The sequence below is a fragment of the Nonomuraea purpurea genome (assembly GCF_042650645.1).
Lineage (GTDB): Bacteria > Actinomycetota > Actinomycetes > Streptosporangiales > Streptosporangiaceae > Nonomuraea > Nonomuraea purpurea.
Window position 1 is genome coordinate 37,380 of record NZ_JBHSBI010000016.1, and the last position, 16,770, is coordinate 54,149.

Below are 16,770 nucleotides of genomic sequence, written 5' to 3' on the forward strand. Positions count from 1 at the left end.
CCCGCGGACGGGCGCTATCGTGCAATTCGACATGGGAGAGACCAGGAAGCTCGCCGGTCGCTACCGGCTGCTCAACCCCCTGGGCGCATCCGTACGCCTGGCCTTCGACGAGTCCGAACACCGCGACGTGGCGGTCAGGGAGTTACGGGTCCCGATCGAGTTACGCGACGTCGCGCTCGACGAGGCGCGCAGGGCCGCGGAGTTGCGGCACCCGTTCGCGGTCAGGGTGCTCGACGTGGTGGTCGAGGACCGCATGCCGTGGCTGATCATGGAGTTCGTCTCCGGGGCGTCGCTGGAGCAGACCGTACGCTCGCGCCGCACGCTCCCCGTCGCGCAGGCGGCCAGGGTGGGCGTCTGCGTGCTGTCGGCGCTGACGGCCGCGCACGCGGCGGGCATCGTGCACGGACGGGTCGATCCCGGCAAGGTGCTGCTGACGCCGACGGGCCGGGCGGTGCTGACCGGGTTCGGCTTCCCGAGCCTGAGCATGCTGCCCTCGGCCGACGTGTGGTCGCTGGCCGCCACGCTGCACTTCGCGATCGAGGGCCGCCCGCCGGGACAGGTGGCCGCAGAAGGCCCCGATCCGCTCAGGTCGCTGGTCAGGGCCATGCTGCATCCTGCGGGGCCGCCGCACACGGAGGTGGTGCGCGAGACGCTCGAACGCCTGGCCGTGGACCGTCCGCTGGACGTGGTCCTCGAAGCGTCGGGCCCGCTGCCGGCCGCGCACGTGGCGATGATCGGGCTGGCCGTGATCGACCGGCTGCGGGCGGGGGGCGCGTTCCACGGCGGGGTCCACCCCGGCAACATCATGATCGACCCCGCGGGCGGGGCCCGACTGCTCCCGTTGCTGGGGGCGGGGACACTCCCGGCGTACACGGCGCCGGAGGGCGCCCAGACCCTGGCGGCCGACCTGTGGTCGCTGGGCGCGACGCTCTTCGCCGCCGTCGAGGGCGCGCCGCCCGCGCCGGGCGCGTCGCTGACCAGGGCGGGGCCGCTGGCGCCCGTCCTGTTCCGCCTGCTGTCGGGCAACCCCTCCGAGCGCCCCACCCTGGACGAGTTGCGCCGCGAGTTCGGCTCGATGGCCCACAACGATTGAGATACATCGCGACACGGAACCAACGTGGTGAGTTCGCACGTTGGAGTTGGCGACGCAGAATGTGAGTGAGGCGGGGCGCGCGCTCCGCGTTCGGAGGAAGTTGAGGATGTCGCCAGTTCAGAAGTACGCCATTGGCGCAGGCGCCGCGGTTCTGCTCTCGTTGATCTTCTTGCCGGGGTGGGTCACCCTGCTGGTCGTCCTCGGCCTGATCGCGGCCCCGGTGGTCGGTTACCTGATGCTCGACCCGTCTCAGCGCGAAAGGCTCAAGAGGGTCCGCAAGCGCGGCATCGGGAGCTGAGGCCCCCTGCGGCGGGGGCCTGCGCTCAGGCCTCCGCCGTGGCCGAGGCGTTCTGCACGCGCTGGGTCACCTTGCGCTCCACGTAGAACGACAGGAACGGCACCGTGCCGCCGAGCATGATGCCGAGCATGTACGGCCACGTCCAGCGTGCCTTCATCCCCAGGTTCATGACCGCGATCAGGTAGATCATGTAGAACCCGCCGTGGATGGGCGCGGTGATCTTCGACAGCTCCGCGTTGCCGAAGCCGTACCGCAGCACCATGGCGACGCAGAGGATGAGCAGCATGACGCCGACGACGTAGGCCAGCACCCGGAAGGGCTTCAGAGCCGATTCCACGTTTCAACCTTCCAGAGCCATCTCAGGGGACTTGCCACGGTCCCGATCCGCTCGTACGGCATCGCGTACGAAGTGGAACCACATGAACACGGCGAATCCGGCGAAGATCCACCAATTAGCCGCATAAGCGAGGTTACGCCACGTCAGCGTGCCACCGACCACGGGCGGATCAACCTTGACCTGCGTGAGCGACCCGGACGGCGGCTGCGCCACGACGAAGCCGGCACGCACCTTCTGCCCGGTCCACAGGTTGATCAGCTCGCCGGTGGAGACCGTCTGGACCTGGCCGGGGGGCAGACCCTCCGCGCGCCGCTGCACGCTGTCGGTGCCCTGCTGCGGGCGCAGCCGCCCGCCCACCGTGACCCGGCCCTGCGGCACGGCCGCCACCGCCGGGTCGTCGCTCTTGGCCACCCAGCCCCGCACCACCGGCATCAGCGTGCCGTCGTCGAGCCTGAGCGGCGTCAGCACCCAGTAGCCGTCGTCGCGCGAGACGTTGCCGCCCGGGGCGTCGACGTCGGCCCGCCGGTCGGCCACCAGGAGCTGGCGGCCGGCCTCGTAGACGCCCTCCCCGGAGATCCTGCGCCCCACGACGTCACCCTGGAGCTGGGGGCCGATCCGGGTGAGCGTGGCGACCGCGACGGGCGCGGGGTCCGTGTCGGCGTGCGGCTTCCCCGAATCCTGGAAGACGCCGAGCTGCCAGCGCCCGAGCAGGATGAACGCGACCAGGACCCCGATCGTCAACAGGTGCAGCCCCATGATGCGGGGAGAGAACAGGGTCCTGAGCATGCCTCAAAGTTATCGGCCGGGTGGGGCGGTCCCCTAATCAGCCCATCCCTACAGATCCCGCCAAAGCGCATAAATGGCACGAGCGATCACGCTAGGCTGCTGACCATGTCTGACCAGCATATCGACCCTGCGGGCAACACCCAGGCCTTCCGCGCGTTCGCGAACGCGCGCGAGCAGGAGCAGCAGCAGGCGGCCAAACCCAAGAAGTCGCCTCTGCTGCCCATCATCGCCGTCGTGCTCGCGATCGCGATCGTCGGCGTCGCCGCCTTCCTCCTCCTGCAGTAACCCAACGGGCACGACGACCCGCCGCGGCAGCCGCGGCGGGTGATAGTCGTCGCAGGATGTGACCGGTTTCACCTGGACTTGTCCGGAATGCCGCTTTACATTGGATTGAACGTCCAATAAGAGCGCTGTCCCGGGAGGTCCAGTGGCTCGGCGCGGGTTGGTGATCATCGGATCCGGCTTCGCGGGGATCGGCATGGCGATCAGGCTGAAGCAGGCAGGCTTCCACGACTTCGTGATCCTGGAGAAGGCCGCCGAGCTGGGCGGCACCTGGCGGGACAACGCCTACCCCGGCTGCGCGTGCGACGTTCCCTCGCACCTGTACTCCTACTCCTTCGCGCTCAATCCCGGCTGGTCCCGGATGTTCGCCCCGCAGCAGGAGATCCAGAACTACCTTCGCACGTGCGCCGACACGTACGGCATCACGCCCCATATCCGGTACGGCAAGCAGGTCACCGCCCTCGAATACGACGACGGCGGACGGGACTGGTCGATCACCACGGGCGACGGCGAGCGGCTGCGGGCGAACGCGGTGGTGTCGGCGATCGGCGCCCTGCACATCCCGTCATTCCCCGAAATTTCGGGACGTGAGTTGTTTCGTGGCCCCGCTTTCCACTCCGCCCAGTGGGACCACTCGGCCGACCTGACCGGCAAGCGCGTGGCCGTGATCGGCACCGGCGCGTCCGCCGTCCAGTTCGTCCCCCAGATCGCCCCCGTCGCGAGCCGGCTCACCGTCTTCCAGCGCACGGCCCCCTGGCTGCACCCCAAACCGGACCTCGCCCTCCCGCCCCGCACCCGGCGCCTGCTGCGCCTGCCCGGCCTGGCCAGGGCCATGCGCTACGGCCTCTACTGGGCCCTGGAGAGCAGAGCGCTCGGCTTCGCCGTGGACCCGCGCCTGATGAAGGCCCACGAGAAGCTGGCGCTGAAGCACCTGGAGGAGCAGGTCCCCGACCCGGAGCTGCGTCGCAGGCTCACGCCCGACTACCTGATCGGCTGCAAGCGCATCCTGATCTCCAGCGACTACTATCCGGCCCTGGCCAGGGAGAACGTCTCGCTGGTGACCGACGCCATCACCGAGATCAGGCCGCGCTCGATCGTGGACGCCGCCGGCGTCGAGCACGAGGTGGACGTGATCGTCTACGGCACGGGCTTCAGGGTCACGGACGCGCTCACCGGCCGGCGCATCGTCGGCAGGGACGGCCTGAAGATCCAGGACGCCTGGCAGGACGGCGTCGAGGCGTACTACGGCATCACGACCTCGGGCTTCCCGAACCTGTTCTTCCTGCTCGGCCCCAACACCGGCCTCGGGCACACCTCGGTCGTGTTCATGATCGAATCGCAGGTCCACTACGTCATGGAGTGCCTGCGCCTGCTGTCCAGAACCCGGGCCAGGGCCGTGGACGTCAGGCCGGACGCGCAGCGGGCGTTCAACCGCAGGCTGCGTGCCCGGCTCGACCCCCTGGTGTGGAACGCGGGCGGCTGCCGGTCCTGGTACCTGGACGAACACGGAGTCAACCGGACGATCTGGCCGGGCTTCACCTTCGAGTACTGGGCGCGTACGAGGAAGGTGAAACCCGGCGCCTTCGAACTCATCTACTAGAGGAGACCACCATCGCGCTGCCGCCGCCGCGCCTGACCGGCTCGGCCACGGCCTGGATCCGGCCCCGCCCGACGAACTCCAGCGCCGTGGCGGCGCCGATCTCCGGGTTCAGGGCGAAGGTGTGGCCCTTGGCCTCCAGCTCGGCCCTGTGACGGTCCAGGAACGCCTGCTCGGCCTGCGTCTGCTCGGTGTTGCGCTGCGTGGCGCGCGGCGCGGCCAGCGCCTCGGGCAGCCGCATCCCGAGCTCGTAGCGGTTGACCAGGATCTGCAGCACGATCGTGATGATCGTCGAGCCGCCGGGCGAGCCGGCCGCCAGCACCGGCTTGCCGCCGTCGAACACCAGCGTCGGCGCCATCGACGAACGCGGGCGCTTGCCGGGGCCGGGCAGGTTCGGGTCGCCGGGGGCCGGGCCGAAGGTGAAGTCGGTCAGCTCGTTGTTGAGCAGCACGCCGCGGCCCGGCACCACGATGCCGTTGCCACCGGTGGCTTCGATGGTCAGGTTGTAGGCGACCACGTTGCCCCAGCGGTCGGCGACGACGAGATGGGTGGTCTCGGGGCCTTCGTTCGCGACCGGGGTGGACTCGCCCGTCGGCTGGGGGCAGCCGTCGTAGGAGCCGTCCGGGTTCCCCGGCGCGGCCGGGTGGGCGATCGCCCTGTCGCCGACCAGGCAGGCCCGCTCCTTGGCGAATCCGTCGGACAGCAGTTCGGCCAGGGGCACGCCGGGGATGTCGCCGACGTACTTGCCCCGGTCGGCGAAGGCCAGCCTGGACGCCTCCAGGTATTCGTGCAGGCCCACCTGCGGCAGGGCTTGGAGGATGTTGAGCGCCTCGCCGACCGTCGAGCCGCCGGAGGACGGGGGCGCCATGCCGTAGACGTCCATGCCGTTGTAGGAGACCTTGGTGGGCTCGCGCAGCAGGGCGCGGTAGGCGCGCAGGTCGGACAGCTCCATCAGGCCCGGCCTGACGTTGCGGGTGGCGCCGGGGGTGAGCGGCGGCCGCTTGACGGTGGAGACGATCTCCTTGCCGAGCTGCCCGCCGTACAGCCAGTCTGGGCCACGTTTGCCCAGCTCGCGGTAGGTGGCGGCGAGCTCGGGGTTCTTGAACGTCGACCCGACGGGCGGCGGGGCGCCGTTCGGCAGGTAGAGCTTGGCCGTGGAGGCGATGTCCTTGAAGCGGGCGGCGTTGGAGGCGGTCTGGTCGTAGAAGGTCTGGTCGACGACGAAGCCCTTGGAGGCGACCTCGATCGCGGGCTTGAGCGCCTCTTTGAGCGAGATCGTGCCGAATTTTCGCAGGGCCAGGTCCCAGTTCGCGACCGTGCCGGGCACGCCCGCCGACAGGCCGCTGGTGACGCCCTCCTCGAACGGGATGCCCTCGAGCGAGGTCGAGGTCATGGCCCTGGGGGCCGTCTCGCGGCCGTCGATCGTCGAGACCTTACGCCGCTTGGCGTCGTAGTAGACCATGAAGCCGCCGCCGGCCAGGCCCGCGGAGTACGGCTCGGTGACGCCGAGCACCGCACCGGCGGCGACGGCGGCGTCCATGGCGTTGCCGCCCTTCCTGAGCACGGAGATGGCGGCCTTGCTGGCGTCGAGGTCGACGGTGGCGACGGCGCCGCCGTACCCCTCGGCGACCGGGACCTTCTGTTGCGGCTCGGCTAACGCCGGCGGGGCCGACGCGAGCGAGACGATGACAACTGCTGCGGGAACGATCACTCGGCGCATGGTCTCCACGATGGCGCAGGTACGCCCGTCGTGGTAGGGCCTATTCACACACAGGGGTGATGCGCAGGTCAGAGGGCCTCGACTAGCGTAGGAACGTGCGCCGCAAGTACGGTTTCGACCCCTACCTCGCCCTGATCGTGGCCGCCGCGCAGTTCGTGATCGCCATGGGCGCCTCCTGGGGGCAGCGGGGGTTCAGGGAGCCGCTCGACCCCTACGCCTTCGGGCTGCTGCTGGTCGGCCCGCTGGCGATCCTCCTGCACCGCCGCTTCCCGCTGCTGTCGACCGTCTTCGCACTGGTGGCGTGCGATCTGTTCCTGGTCGGCGGGTACGCCTACGGGCCCAGCTTCATCAGCCCGGGGGTCCTGCTGTTCCTGCTGATCACGCGGGGACGCAGGCGGATCGCCTGGTTCATGGCCGCGATGACTGTGCTGTCCTTCGTCAGCTACGGCTTGCTGATCGGCGGCGGCAGCCCGCTGCACGACGTGGTGATCCTCACCGTCGTCCTGCTGCTGATGGTGGTGGCCGAGCTGGCCAGGATCGTCAGGGCCCGCCGGGAGGACCAGGAGCGGACCGCCGAGGAGGAGGCCAGGCGGCAGGCCAGCGAGGAGCGGCTGACCATGGCGCAGGAACTGCACGACGTGCTGGCGCACAACATCTCGCTCATCCACGTCCAGGCCTCCACCGCGCTGCACCTCATCGACGACAACCCGGAACAGGCCAGAACCGCCCTGGCCACCATCAAGACGGCCTCCAAGGAGGTCCTTGGCGAGATGCGCTCGGTCCTGAACGTTCTGCGCGAAGGCGCCCCACGCTCCCCCACCGCCGGGCTCGACCGGCTCGACGACCTGATCGAGCGGTCGGGCATGGACGTGGCGCTGAAACGCGTCGGCGCCCGGCCGCTGCCGCCGCAGGTGGAGCGGGCCGCGTACCGGATCGTCCAGGAATCGCTCACCAACGCCGCCAGGCACGCGCCCGGCTCGCGGGTGGACGTGCGCCTGGAGTACGGCCAGGACGAACTGACCGTCCAGGTGACCGACACCGGGGCGACCAAACCGGCCGTACTGTCGGAGTCCGGCAGCGGCAACGGCATCCCCGGCATGCGTGAGCGGGCCACCGCGCTGGGCGGCACCCTGGTCGCCGGCCCGACGGACGCCGGTTTCCAGGTCGAGGCCCGGCTTCCCCTACCCGAGGAGACCTCATGATCAACGTGCTGCTGGCCGACGACCAGGCGCTGGTCCGGGCGGGCTTCAAGGCGCTGCTCGACGCGCAGCCCGACATGACCGTGGTCGCCGAGGCCTCCGACGGCGCGCAGGCCGTCCGGCTCGCCGGCGAACACCACCCCGACGTGGTGCTGATGGACATCCGCATGCCCGGCACCGACGGCCTGACCGCCACCCGCCAGATGCCGCCGGGGCCGCGCATCATCATCCTGACCACGTTCGAGCTGGACGAGTACGTCTTCGAGGCGCTGCGCGGCGGGGCCAGCGGCTTCCTGGTCAAGGACACAGAACCCGCCGAGCTGATCCAGGCGGTCAGGGTGGTGGCCGCCGGCGAGGCCCTGCTGTCGCCCAGCGTGACCCGCCGGCTGATCGCCGAGTACGCCTCCCGCGCCAAGGAGCCCGTCGCCGCCGACGGCCTCGACCAGCTCACCGAACGCGAACACGAGGTGCTCTGCCTGGTCGGCACCGGCATGACCAACGACGAGATCGCCGCCAAGCTGTTCATGTCGCCCGCCACGGCCAAGACCCACGTCAGCCGGGCCATGATGAAGCTGCACGCCCGCGACCGCGCCCAGCTCGTCGTGATCGCCTACGAGTCGGGGCTGGTCAGGCCCGGCTGGTTGTGAGCCCGCACATCACCCGCACCGCCTCGGCCATCCCCTCCGCGCCCGCCCAGGCCACGTAGCCGTCGGGGCGGATGAGCAGCGCGTCGGCGGGCGGGTCCGGCGCGGCGGCCCGTACGACGTCGATCCAGCCGTCCAGGTCGTCCAGTTCGGCCCCGCCGCCCAGGTCCAGCAGCACGGGACGGGCGGCGCGCATCAGCTCGGCCACCCGCCGCCCGTCGTCCAGCACCAGCTCCGGCACGAACCGGCCGGCCAGCGGATGATCGGCGGCGCCGTAACGCGTGTCGGCACCGTGCAGCAGCCCGGCCAGGTGACGCAGCGGTTGCTCGTAGGCGAACACCTCGCCGAGCAGGGCGCGCAGCGCGGCGCCGTCCTCGCCCGCCACGCGGTCGATCGCCGACTGGGCCCTGGTCTGCAGCAGCGTGCGTTCCCCTGCGGGCCGCCGCTCTGCCTCGTACGTCTCCAGCAGCCGGTCGCCGGCCCGCCCGCGCAGCCGCGCGGCCAGCTTCCAGCCGAGGTTGACCGCGTCCGTCATGCCGACGTTGAGCGCCGAACCGCCCGCGGGGAACAGGTGCGCCGCGTCGCCCGCCAGGAACACCCGGCCGTCGCGGTAACGCTCGGCGAGCCTGGCCTGCGCGCGGGTGCTCGACATCCAGATCGGCTCCCCCAGCGGCAGCTCGCGCCCCAGCACCCGGTGCACGGCGGCGCGGAAGTCGTCCAGGGAGACCTGGCCCTCCGGCAGGTCGCCCCGCTCACGCACTCCGGCGATGAGCACGCCCTCGCGCAGCGAGGTGAGCAGCAGGCGCCCGTTCGGCCTGCGGGTCCAGCCGGGTTCCAGGCCGTCGCGCTCCAGCGACTCGAACGTGCCGGCCTCGGCCTTGAAGTGGCCGACCAGCAGTCCTTCCTCCTCGGTGTCGCCGGGGAAGCCGATGCCCAGGCACTCGCGGACGCGGCTGCCCGCGCCGTCGCAGCCCGCGACGTACCTCGCCCGCAGTTCGCCCCGGGTGGTGTCGAGCGTCACCCCCTCCTCGTCCTGGGCGAGCGAGCGCACCTCGCACCCCCGCCTGATCTCGGCCCCCAGCTCCAGCGCCCGCTCGGTCAGCAGCTCTTCCAGGCGCGGTTGCTGGATGAGCAGCAGCCGCATCGGGATGTCGTCCAGCCCGGCGAAGCTCAGCGGCACCGCGCCGAACGGGAAGCCCGGCGCGCGGCCGGAGAACGGGCTGCCCGCGCTGAAGCGCTCCAGCAGCCCTCGGTGGTCCAGTAATTCGATGATCTGCCCGCCCAGCCCGTTGGCCTTGGGGATGTCGCCGGGTTGCGGCCTTTTGTCCAGCACGATCGACCGGACGCCCGCCAGACTCAGCTCGCACGCGAGCATGAGCCCCACGGGCCCGGCCCCTACGATCAGCACGTCGTCCATGGCTGTCAGGCTAGATTGACAATTTCGCCGTTGTCAATCTAGCCTGACACCGTGGACGTTACAGAGCTGTCCGAGCGGATCAGGTCGACCGACCCCGCGATGGGCCTGCGGGCGGTGGGCGCCCTGCACCGGCTGGCCGAGCAGGTCGAGGCGGCGTCGGTGGCGGCGGCCAGGGAGCAGGGCTGGACCTGGGAGCAGATCGGCGACGCGCTCGGCATGTCACGACAGTCGGTGCACGCCAAGTACGGGAAGTGAGGGCCACCATGTTCGGCACGAAGAAGACCCCCTTCCACGTGGTCGTCAAGGCCGCGTTCGAGGAGGCCAGGCAGCGGGGCGACCGGCGGCTGGGCACCGAGCACCTGCTGCTGGGGGTCCTGCACGATCCCGACGCCGCGCGGGCGCTCGGCGTGGACCCAGCCGACGCGCGGGCCGGGCTCGACGCCCTCGACCGGGAGGCGCTGCGCCTGCTCGGCCTCGACGCCGGGCCCGCCGACCTGCCCCGGGCGCCGCGCAAACACCCGCCCGTCCCCAGCACCGCTCTCACCTCCAGCGCCAGGGCGGTCATCAACCAGGCCGTCAAGGCCACGACCATGAAGACGCGGGCGGCCGAGGCGCCGCGCCAACTCGTCCTCGCCCTGCTCGCCCAGGGCCGCCCCGATCCGGTGGCCCAGCTCATCGATCACCTCAGCATCGATCGGGCGGCCGTACGCGGCCGTCTTGCCTGACCCACACCGCCGCCCGGCCCCGTCGGGGAAAGGGTTGTCCTGTTGCCGGTGTCGTGGGGCGAAAATCGATTGAAGAGGGCGCGGCGGCGCTGACAGGGTCGGAGGATGCGGCGCACCTACGACGATCTCGTCCGCGAGGCGGAGACCGTGTCCGTGGACGGCTGGGACTTCTCCTGGCTGGACGGCCGGGCCACCGAGGAGCGCCCCTCATGGGGATACTCCCGGCTTCTCGGCGAGCGGATGGCCGGGGCGCGGGCGGCGCTCGACCTCCAGACGGGCGGCGGCGAGATCCTGGCCGCTCTGCCGACTCTGGCGCCGGTGACGGTCGCCACCGAGTCGTGGCCGCCCAACCTGAGGCTGGCGGCCTCCCGGTTGCGCCCGCGCGGGGCATGGGTGGTGGCCGACGACGACGAGCCGCGCCTGCCGTTCGGAACCGGGGTCTTCGACCTGGTGACCAGCCGCCATCCCGTGGCGACGTGGTGGGAGGAGATCGCCCGGGTGCTGCGCCCCGGCGGGACGTACTTCTCCCAGCAGGTCGGCCCGTGGAGCGTCACCGAGCTGACCGGCTATTTCATCGGGCCGCACGACGGCTCCTCCCGCGACCCGGAACAGGCCAGGGCGGCGGCCGAGTCGGCAGGCTTTGAGGTCGTGGACCTGCGTTCAGAACGGTTGCGGATGGAGTTCCGCGACATCGGGGCGGTGATCTACTTCTTGCGGAAGGTGATCTGGATCGTGCCGGGGTTCTCCGTCGAGCGTTACCGCGACAAGCTGCGGGCGCTGCACGAACGCATCGAGGCGGAGGGGCCGTTCGTCGCCCGTTCCGCCCGTTTCCTCATCGAGGCGCGGAGGTACGGTGGCCGGCCTGCATGACGTGGTGATCGACTGCCGGCATCCGGCGTCGCTGGCCCGGTTCTGGGCGGCGGCGCTCGACGGTTACGCCGTGGCGCCCTACGACGAGGAGGAATTGGCGCGGCTGCGCGCCAACGGGATCGACGACCCGGAGGACGACCCGACGGTGCTGGTCGAGGGCGGCCCACCGAGGCTGTTCTTCCAGCGCGTCCCCGAGCGTAAGATCGTCAAGAACCGGCTCCACCTCGACCTGCGGGCCGACGACCTCGACGCCGAGATCGCCCGGTTGACCGGGCTCGGGGCCACGGTGCTGGCCACGTACGACGACTGGGTCGTGCTGGCAGACCCCGAGGGTAACGAGTTCTGCGTCTCCTAGAATCCCCTCAAACGTTACTAAGGGTGCAACAACTGTCACTGGCCGCATTCATCAAGCCGCGTTACGTTGCGTATACGGCTTCGTAGAGAGTGGTGACAGGAATGCGGTCAATCGCCAGATTCTGCGGTTCGTGCAACTGCGGGTGCCCCGAGCTGTTCGTCGACCACTCGGCTCCCGAGGAGCGCCAGGTGATCATCACCGACGACTTCGGCCAGCGTGTGGAGATGAGCCTCGACCAGTTCAGCTCGATCGTGGAGGCCGCCAAGAGCGGATCCCTGGACAGCCTGGCGCTCGTCCACTGAGCGGCCAGGCCGCCGCCCTGCTCGCCGGCGGAGCCGCCGCCGGGCTGGTGGCGGGGACCGCCTCGTGCGCCGCTGCGCAGGGCGGGCTGCTGATGGGCCTGGTCGACCGCTGTCACGGGCGTGATCCCGTGCTGGTCGGCTGGTTCCTGGCCGGGCGGCTGGCCTCCTACACCGCGACGGGGGCGCTGCTCGGGCTGCTCGGCTCGGCCGTCAGCCTGCCGCCGAGGGCGCGGGCGGCGCTGCTCGTCGCGGCCGGGGTCATGGTGATCGTGTTCGCCGTCAGGCTCATGAGGCGCGGCCGGTGCGCGCCGCCGTCCGAACGTCCGGTCTCCAGGTACAAGGCGCCGCTGCTGGGTGCGGCCACCATCCTGGTGCCGTGCGGCGTGACGATCAGCATGGAGATGATCGCCGTCTCCTCCGGCTCGCCGCTGGCGGGGGCGGCGGCCATGGCGGGGTTCGTGATCGGCACGACTCCGGCGCTCGCGCTGCTCGGGTACGTGTTGCGGCGCGTCTCACGCACCCGCCTGGCCAGGGTGGCCGGAGTGGTGGCGGTGGCCGCCGGGCTCTGGACCATCGGCTCCGGGCTCAACCTGGGCGGCTGGCTCCCCACCGACACCACGGCCCCCTTGTCGACGTCCAGTCTGTCGGCGCCCACCCCCGCCCCTCGGGTCGTCACCGTGTGGGCCACCCGTGACGGCTACCGGCCCGCCTTCGTGACGGCCCGCGCCGGCGTGCCCGTCGAGGTGATCTTCAAGGTGGCGGAGCGGGGCTGCACGAGCACCGTCACCATCGACGGCCGCGACGTCGCGCTCCCGGCCACCGTCCGCCTGCCGCCCCAGCCTCCCGGGCCGCTGCGGTACGTCTGCGGGATGGGCATGTTCACGGGAATCATCAACTTCTCCTAGCGGCTGTCGGCGATTACTGTTCGCGATCGGGCGATCACGTGCCACGCTGTCGGAATGCCCTGGCATGGAGAGGTGGCGGCGCCGTCCGTTCCGGCGCCACGCGTGGGAGACGAGCCCGAGTTGCTGGCCGCCGCGCAGGCGGGTGACGCGCAGGCCGCGCATCGGCTCGGCAGGCTCTACGCCCAGCACGGCGACCGCGTGGCGGCCAAACACTGGTGGGAACTGTCCGCGGCGGCAGGAAACGTCGACAGCGCGTACAACCTGGGCGTCTGGCACGAGAAGCACGGCAGCCTGGAGGAGGCCGTCGCCTGGTACGAGATCGCCGCCGCCACCGGCGACGCCGAGGCGGCGGCCAACCTGGCCTCGCTCCTGCTGGAGCAGTGCGGCGACGCCGAGGGGGCCAAAAGGTGGTTCGAGAGCGCGGCCCTGGCCGGATCGCGGAGCGCCACGCGCAGGCTGGCCCTGATGTGCGAGGACTCGGGCGAGCTGACGGCGGCCCGCGAATGGCACCGCAGGGCGGCCGGCGACGGCGACGTGGCCAGCGCCCACGACCTGGGCTTCCTGGCCTACTCCGCGGGCGAGGACGAGGAGAGCGTGCACTGGTGGGAGTACGCGCTCAGGGGCGGCCACGCCGACTCCGCGTACTGCATGGGCCTCTACCTGCACGCCAGCCGCGACCCCGAGGGCGCGGAGGTCTACTACCGGCTGGCGGCCAAGAACGAGCATCCGGGCGCCGCCTCCCGGCTCGGCGGGATCGCGCTGTCCAGAGGCGACCTGCGTACGGCCCGCGCCTGGTTCGAGCGGGCGGCGAACGCCGGGCGCGTGGAGGATCAGCGGATGACCGCGTTCGTCTGCGTGGAGCTGGGCGACTGCTCGGCGGCCAGCCACTGGTTCGGCCGGGCGGCGGCCGGCGGGGACGCCGAGTCCGCCTTCAACTATGGGCTGTTGCTGATCGCCGAGTTCGGTGATCTGGCGGGCGGGCAGCACTGGTTCAGGCAGGCGGCGCGGGCGGGGCACCACCGGGCCGCCGTGGAGCTGGGCGGGCTGCTGTCGGTGACGGGCGAGCTGGACGAGGCGCGGGAGTGGTTGTCCGACCCGCCTCCGGCCGCCTGGGGCCGCCCTGCCGAGCCGGAGCTGGCCGCCAGGGCGGAGCTGGCCGCGGCCGCCACGGGCCGCAGGGGCGGCGTCTCACTGTCGGTGACCGACCTGACGGAGGTCCTGGCCACCTGGGACCTGGTGACCAGGCCGCTGCACGACCATTCGGACGTGATCGGGTGGCTCGTGGGGCGCAGCGGGGTGCACGCGAGCGCGATCGAGCATCTGGCGTCGGTACGCGGCACGCTCCTGCGTCCCGGCAGCGCGCCGTGGCCGAGCCCCGGCGAGATCCAGCACGTCCTGGCCACGGCCCGCGACCTTCGCCGGCGACTGGGCGTCCGCTAGCGATCGCGGGCCGTACTCTCCAGCCGATTAGAGCACGTCGGTGATCGGCGTGAACGGCAGCCCGAGCGCGTCGGCGACCGGCCGGTTGGTGAGCCGGCCGCCGTGCGTGTTGAGGCCGCCCGCGAGCGCGACGTCGCCCTTCAGCGCCTCGCGCCAGCCGAGGTTGGCCAGCTTGACGGCGTACGGGAGGGTCGCGTTCGTCAGGGCGTTCGTGGAGGTGTTGGCCACGGAGCCCGGCATGTTGGCCACGCAGTAGAAGACCGACCCGTGCACCGTGTAGGTCGGGTCCGCGTGCGTGGTCGGGCGCGAGTCCTCGAAGCAGCCGCCCTGGTCGATGGCGATGTCGACGAGCACGGAGCCCGGCTTCATGCGCGCGACCAGCTCGTTGGAGACCAGCGTCGGGGCCTTGGCGCCCGGGATGAGCACCGCGCCGATGACCAGGTCGGCCTGCAGGACCTCCTGCTCGATCGCGTACGAGGTCGAGACCAGCGTCTTGAGCCGGCCCTGGTAGATCGCATCGATGAAGCGCAGCCGGTCGACGTTGGTGTCCAGGACGGTGACCTCGGCGCCCATGCCGACGGCGATCTGGGCCGCGTTCAGCCCGGAGACGCCGCCGCCGATCACGACGACCTTGGCCGGGGCCACGCCGGGGACGCCGCCCGGCAGGACGCCCCTGCCGCCGTTGAAGCGCATCAGGTTGTAGGCGCCCACCTGCGGGGCCAGACGCCCTGCGACCTCGGACATCGGGGCGAGCAGCGGCAGGGCGTTGCCGACCTGCACGGTCTCGTACGCGATGCCCGTGGTCCCGGCGGCGAGAAGCGCGTCGGTGCAGGGGCGGGAGGCGGCCAGGTGCAGGTAGGTGAACAGGATCAGCCCGTCGCGCAGCCGGTGGTACTCCTCCGCGATCGGCTCCTTGACCTTGAGCACCAGGTCCGCCTCGCCCCATACGGCGTCGGCGCTGTCGAGGATCTTCGCGCCGGCCGCGAGATATTCCTCGTCCGTGATGTGCGAGCCCAGGCCCGCGCTCCGCTGGACGAGCACGTCGTGGCCATTGCGCACCAGTTCGTGAACCCCCGCCGGGGTGGCGGCGACACGATATTCGTGGTTCTTCACCTCGGCAGGGACGCCGATCTTCATGGTGGTAGATCCTTTCGGGAACCGGTACTTCGTCGTACCGGATGAAGGGGTACGGCGATTTTTTTACAAACGAGCCCACGCTTCCGTGAGCACGCCGCGCAGGATGGACCCGATTTCGTCGAACTCCCTCGGCCCCGCGATCAGCGGGGGCGCGAGCTGGATGACGGGGTCGCCGCGGTCGTCGGCGCGACAGTAAAGGCCCGCTTCGAACAGTGCCTTCGACAAGAATCCGCGCAACAACCGCTCCGACTCCTCCGCGGAGAACGTCTCCTTGGTGGCCTTGTCCTTGACGAGCTCAAGGCCCCAGAAGTAGCCGGATCCGCGCACGTCGCCGACGATCGGCAGGTCGCGCAGGTCGTCGAGGGTCTGCCGGAACAGCGGCTCGTTCTTCGTCACGTGACCCAGCAGGTCTTCGCGCTCGAAGATGTCGAGATTCGCCAGCGCTACGGCCGAGGATACAGGGTGGCCGCCAAAGGTGTATCCATGCGCGAACATCGTCTCGCCGCTCTTGAACGGCTCGAACAGCCGATCGTGCGCGATCATGGCGCCGATGGGCGAGTAGCCACTCGTCAGGCCCTTGGCGCAGGTGATGATGTCGGGCACGTAGTCGAACTTCTGGCCGCCGAACATGGTGCCGAGCCGGCCGAAGGCGCAGATGACCTCGTCGGAGACGAGCAGCACGTCGTATTCGTCGCAGATCTCGCGCAGGCGCTGGAAGTAGCCGGGCGGGGGCGGGAGGCAGCCGCCGGCGTTCTGCACGGGCTCGGCGAAGACGGCGGCCACCGTGTCGGGGCCCTCCATCTCGATGGCCTGGGCCACGCGGTCGGCGGCCCAGCGGCCGTACTCCTCGGGGGTCATGCCCGCGACGCCGCTGATCTCGTCGGCGCGGTAGTGGTTGGTGTTGGGCACGCGGACGGAGCCGGGGACGAGCGGCTCGAACATCTGCTTGAACGCCGGGATGCCGGTGATCGACAGGGCGCCCTGCGGGGTGCCGTGGTAGGCGACCTGACGGCTGATGACCTTGTGCTTGAGCGGCTTGCCGATCTCCTTGTAGTACTGCTTGGCCAGCTTCCAGGCGGTCTCCACCGCCTCGCCGCCGCCGGTGGTGAAGAAGACGCGGTTGAGGTCGCCGGGGGTCTGCTCGGCCAGCCGCTGGGCGAGTTCGGCGGCCTTGGGGTGCGCATACGACCACAGCGGGAAGAACGCCAGCTCCTGCGCCTGCTTGGCGGCGGCCTCCGCCAGTTCCTGGCGCCCGTGGCCGACCTGGACCACGAACAGGCCCGCCAGCCCGTCGAGATAACGCTTGCCGTGGATGTCGTAGATGTAGGACCCCTCACCGCGCACGATGGTGGGGATCTCGGACTGCTGGTAGGAGCTGTGCCTGGTGAAGTGCAACCACAGGTTGTCTTGCGCGGCCTTGAGGACGTCGTGTTCCGGCTGCGTCATGGTTATCTTCCCTCGTGTCTGAACTCCCCACAGTCTGCATGTTCACCTGCGCTTTGCCAAGCGAATCGGTAGCGACACTGTGCAAGATAATCGAGATCCGCAGAACCCTCATGTAACGGCAACGAAATCCGCAGGTAGATTGTCGCGCGGGTCAAGCCAGCGTTTCCGCACATTGGAACGTGGTGTGATCCAATGAGAACAAACTGTCCACTTATGT

The 16,770-nt window shown here is 70.7% G+C and carries 19 protein-coding genes; 13 read left to right on the plus strand and 6 right to left on the minus strand.

Annotation, left to right across the window (positions count from 1 at the left end; genetic code table 11):
- Positions 1 to 31 precede the first annotated feature (31 nt).
- Both ACFOY2_RS29540 and ACFOY2_RS29545 read left to right on the plus strand, forming a co-directional pair.
- The gene (locus ACFOY2_RS29540) at positions 32 to 1,093 is read left to right on the plus strand and encodes a protein kinase domain-containing protein (RefSeq protein ID WP_379531362.1); all 1,062 of its coding nucleotides are present in this window, start codon (positions 32 to 34) and stop codon (positions 1,091 to 1,093) included.
- Positions 1,094 to 1,199: 106 nt separating this feature from the next.
- Positions 1,200 to 1,391, plus strand: coding sequence for a hypothetical protein (locus ACFOY2_RS29545; protein WP_379531363.1), 192 nt, complete (start codon positions 1,200 to 1,202; stop codon positions 1,389 to 1,391).
- Between the two features lie 25 nt (positions 1,392 to 1,416).
- Here the strand turns inward: ACFOY2_RS29545 and ACFOY2_RS29550 are convergent, their stop codons facing one another.
- Together ACFOY2_RS29550 and ACFOY2_RS29555 are read right to left on the minus strand one after the other, a co-directional pair.
- Positions 1,417 to 1,728 (minus strand): DUF3817 domain-containing protein, encoded by a 312-nt coding sequence (locus tag ACFOY2_RS29550; RefSeq protein WP_379531364.1) that lies wholly within the window; start codon positions 1,726 to 1,728, stop codon positions 1,417 to 1,419.
- Between the two features lie 3 nt (positions 1,729 to 1,731).
- Entirely contained in the window at positions 1,732 to 2,514 is a 783-nt protein-coding gene (locus ACFOY2_RS29555; protein ID WP_379531365.1) for an SURF1 family protein, read from the minus strand.
- Between the two features lie 105 nt (positions 2,515 to 2,619).
- Between ACFOY2_RS29555 and ACFOY2_RS29560 the strand changes: the two genes are divergently transcribed.
- Positions 2,620 to 2,799 (plus strand): hypothetical protein, encoded by a 180-nt coding sequence (locus ACFOY2_RS29560; RefSeq protein WP_379531366.1) that lies wholly within the window; start codon positions 2,620 to 2,622, stop codon positions 2,797 to 2,799.
- Between the two features lie 142 nt (positions 2,800 to 2,941).
- Entirely contained in the window at positions 2,942 to 4,396 is a 1,455-nt protein-coding gene (locus ACFOY2_RS29565) for a flavin-containing monooxygenase (protein ID WP_379531367.1), read from the plus strand.
- On the opposite strand, the gene ggt is transcribed toward ACFOY2_RS29565, so the two are convergent.
- Positions 4,386 to 6,113 (minus strand): gamma-glutamyltransferase, encoded by a 1,728-nt coding sequence (ggt, locus tag ACFOY2_RS29570; RefSeq protein WP_379531368.1) that lies wholly within the window; start codon positions 6,111 to 6,113, stop codon positions 4,386 to 4,388. The two genes, ACFOY2_RS29565 and ggt, sit on opposite strands and share 11 nt — an antisense overlap.
- A gap of 95 nt (positions 6,114 to 6,208) precedes the next feature.
- On the opposite strand from ggt, the gene ACFOY2_RS29575 reads away from it, so the two are divergent.
- On the plus strand, positions 6,209 to 7,315 hold the full coding sequence (locus tag ACFOY2_RS29575; RefSeq protein WP_379531369.1) for a sensor histidine kinase: 1,107 nt from the start codon (positions 6,209 to 6,211) through the stop codon (positions 7,313 to 7,315).
- Entirely contained in the window at positions 7,312 to 7,959 is a 648-nt protein-coding gene (locus ACFOY2_RS29580) for a response regulator (RefSeq protein WP_379531370.1), read from the plus strand. The genes ACFOY2_RS29575 and ACFOY2_RS29580 overlap by 4 nt, the downstream gene beginning before the upstream one ends.
- Here the strand turns inward: ACFOY2_RS29580 and ACFOY2_RS29585 are convergent.
- Positions 7,940 to 9,373: an FAD-dependent monooxygenase gene (locus ACFOY2_RS29585; protein ID WP_379531371.1), complete on the minus strand. Its 1,434-nt coding sequence runs from the start codon at positions 9,371 to 9,373 to the stop codon at positions 7,940 to 7,942. The genes ACFOY2_RS29580 and ACFOY2_RS29585 overlap by 20 nt on opposite strands.
- 51 nt (positions 9,374 to 9,424) lie before the next feature.
- Between ACFOY2_RS29585 and ACFOY2_RS29590 the strand changes: the two genes are divergently transcribed.
- The 7 genes from ACFOY2_RS29590 (at position 9,425) to ACFOY2_RS29620 (ending at position 13,970) form a co-directional block, all read left to right on the plus strand.
- Positions 9,425 to 9,628: a hypothetical protein gene (locus tag ACFOY2_RS29590; RefSeq protein WP_379531372.1), complete on the plus strand. Its 204-nt coding sequence runs from the start codon at positions 9,425 to 9,427 to the stop codon at positions 9,626 to 9,628.
- 8 nt (positions 9,629 to 9,636) lie between these two features.
- Complete coding sequence (locus tag ACFOY2_RS29595) at positions 9,637 to 10,098, plus strand: Clp protease N-terminal domain-containing protein (protein WP_379531373.1); 462 nt, start codon at positions 9,637 to 9,639, stop codon at positions 10,096 to 10,098.
- Between the two features lie 105 nt (positions 10,099 to 10,203).
- Entirely contained in the window at positions 10,204 to 10,968 is a 765-nt protein-coding gene (locus ACFOY2_RS29600) for a class I SAM-dependent methyltransferase (protein WP_379531374.1), read from the plus strand.
- Positions 10,952 to 11,323, plus strand: coding sequence for a VOC family protein (locus tag ACFOY2_RS29605; RefSeq protein ID WP_379531375.1), 372 nt, complete (start codon positions 10,952 to 10,954; stop codon positions 11,321 to 11,323). Before ACFOY2_RS29600 ends, ACFOY2_RS29605 begins: the two co-directional genes overlap by 17 nt.
- A 101-nt stretch (positions 11,324 to 11,424) precedes the next feature.
- A complete protein-coding gene (locus tag ACFOY2_RS29610) occupies positions 11,425 to 11,625 on the plus strand; it encodes a hypothetical protein (RefSeq protein WP_379531376.1) in 201 nt (66 codons plus the stop codon).
- A 47-nt stretch (positions 11,626 to 11,672) separates the two neighbouring features.
- Complete coding sequence (locus ACFOY2_RS29615) at positions 11,673 to 12,530, plus strand: urease accessory protein UreH domain-containing protein (RefSeq protein WP_379531377.1); 858 nt, start codon at positions 11,673 to 11,675, stop codon at positions 12,528 to 12,530.
- A gap of 54 nt (positions 12,531 to 12,584) precedes the next feature.
- A complete protein-coding gene (locus tag ACFOY2_RS29620; RefSeq protein ID WP_379531378.1) occupies positions 12,585 to 13,970 on the plus strand; it encodes a tetratricopeptide repeat protein in 1,386 nt (461 codons plus the stop codon).
- A gap of 27 nt (positions 13,971 to 13,997) precedes the next feature.
- Here ACFOY2_RS29620 and ald read toward each other — a convergent pair whose 3' ends face one another.
- On the minus strand, positions 13,998 to 15,107 hold the full coding sequence (gene ald / locus ACFOY2_RS29625) for an alanine dehydrogenase (RefSeq protein WP_379531379.1): 1,110 nt from the start codon (positions 15,105 to 15,107) through the stop codon (positions 13,998 to 14,000).
- Positions 15,108 to 15,170: 63 nt separating this feature from the next.
- Positions 15,171 to 16,553 carry an aspartate aminotransferase family protein gene (locus tag ACFOY2_RS29630; RefSeq protein ID WP_379531380.1) on the minus strand — a complete coding sequence of 461 codons (1,383 nt, stop codon included), beginning with the start codon at positions 16,551 to 16,553 and terminating at the stop codon, positions 15,171 to 15,173.
- Positions 16,554 to 16,770 lie beyond the last annotated feature (217 nt).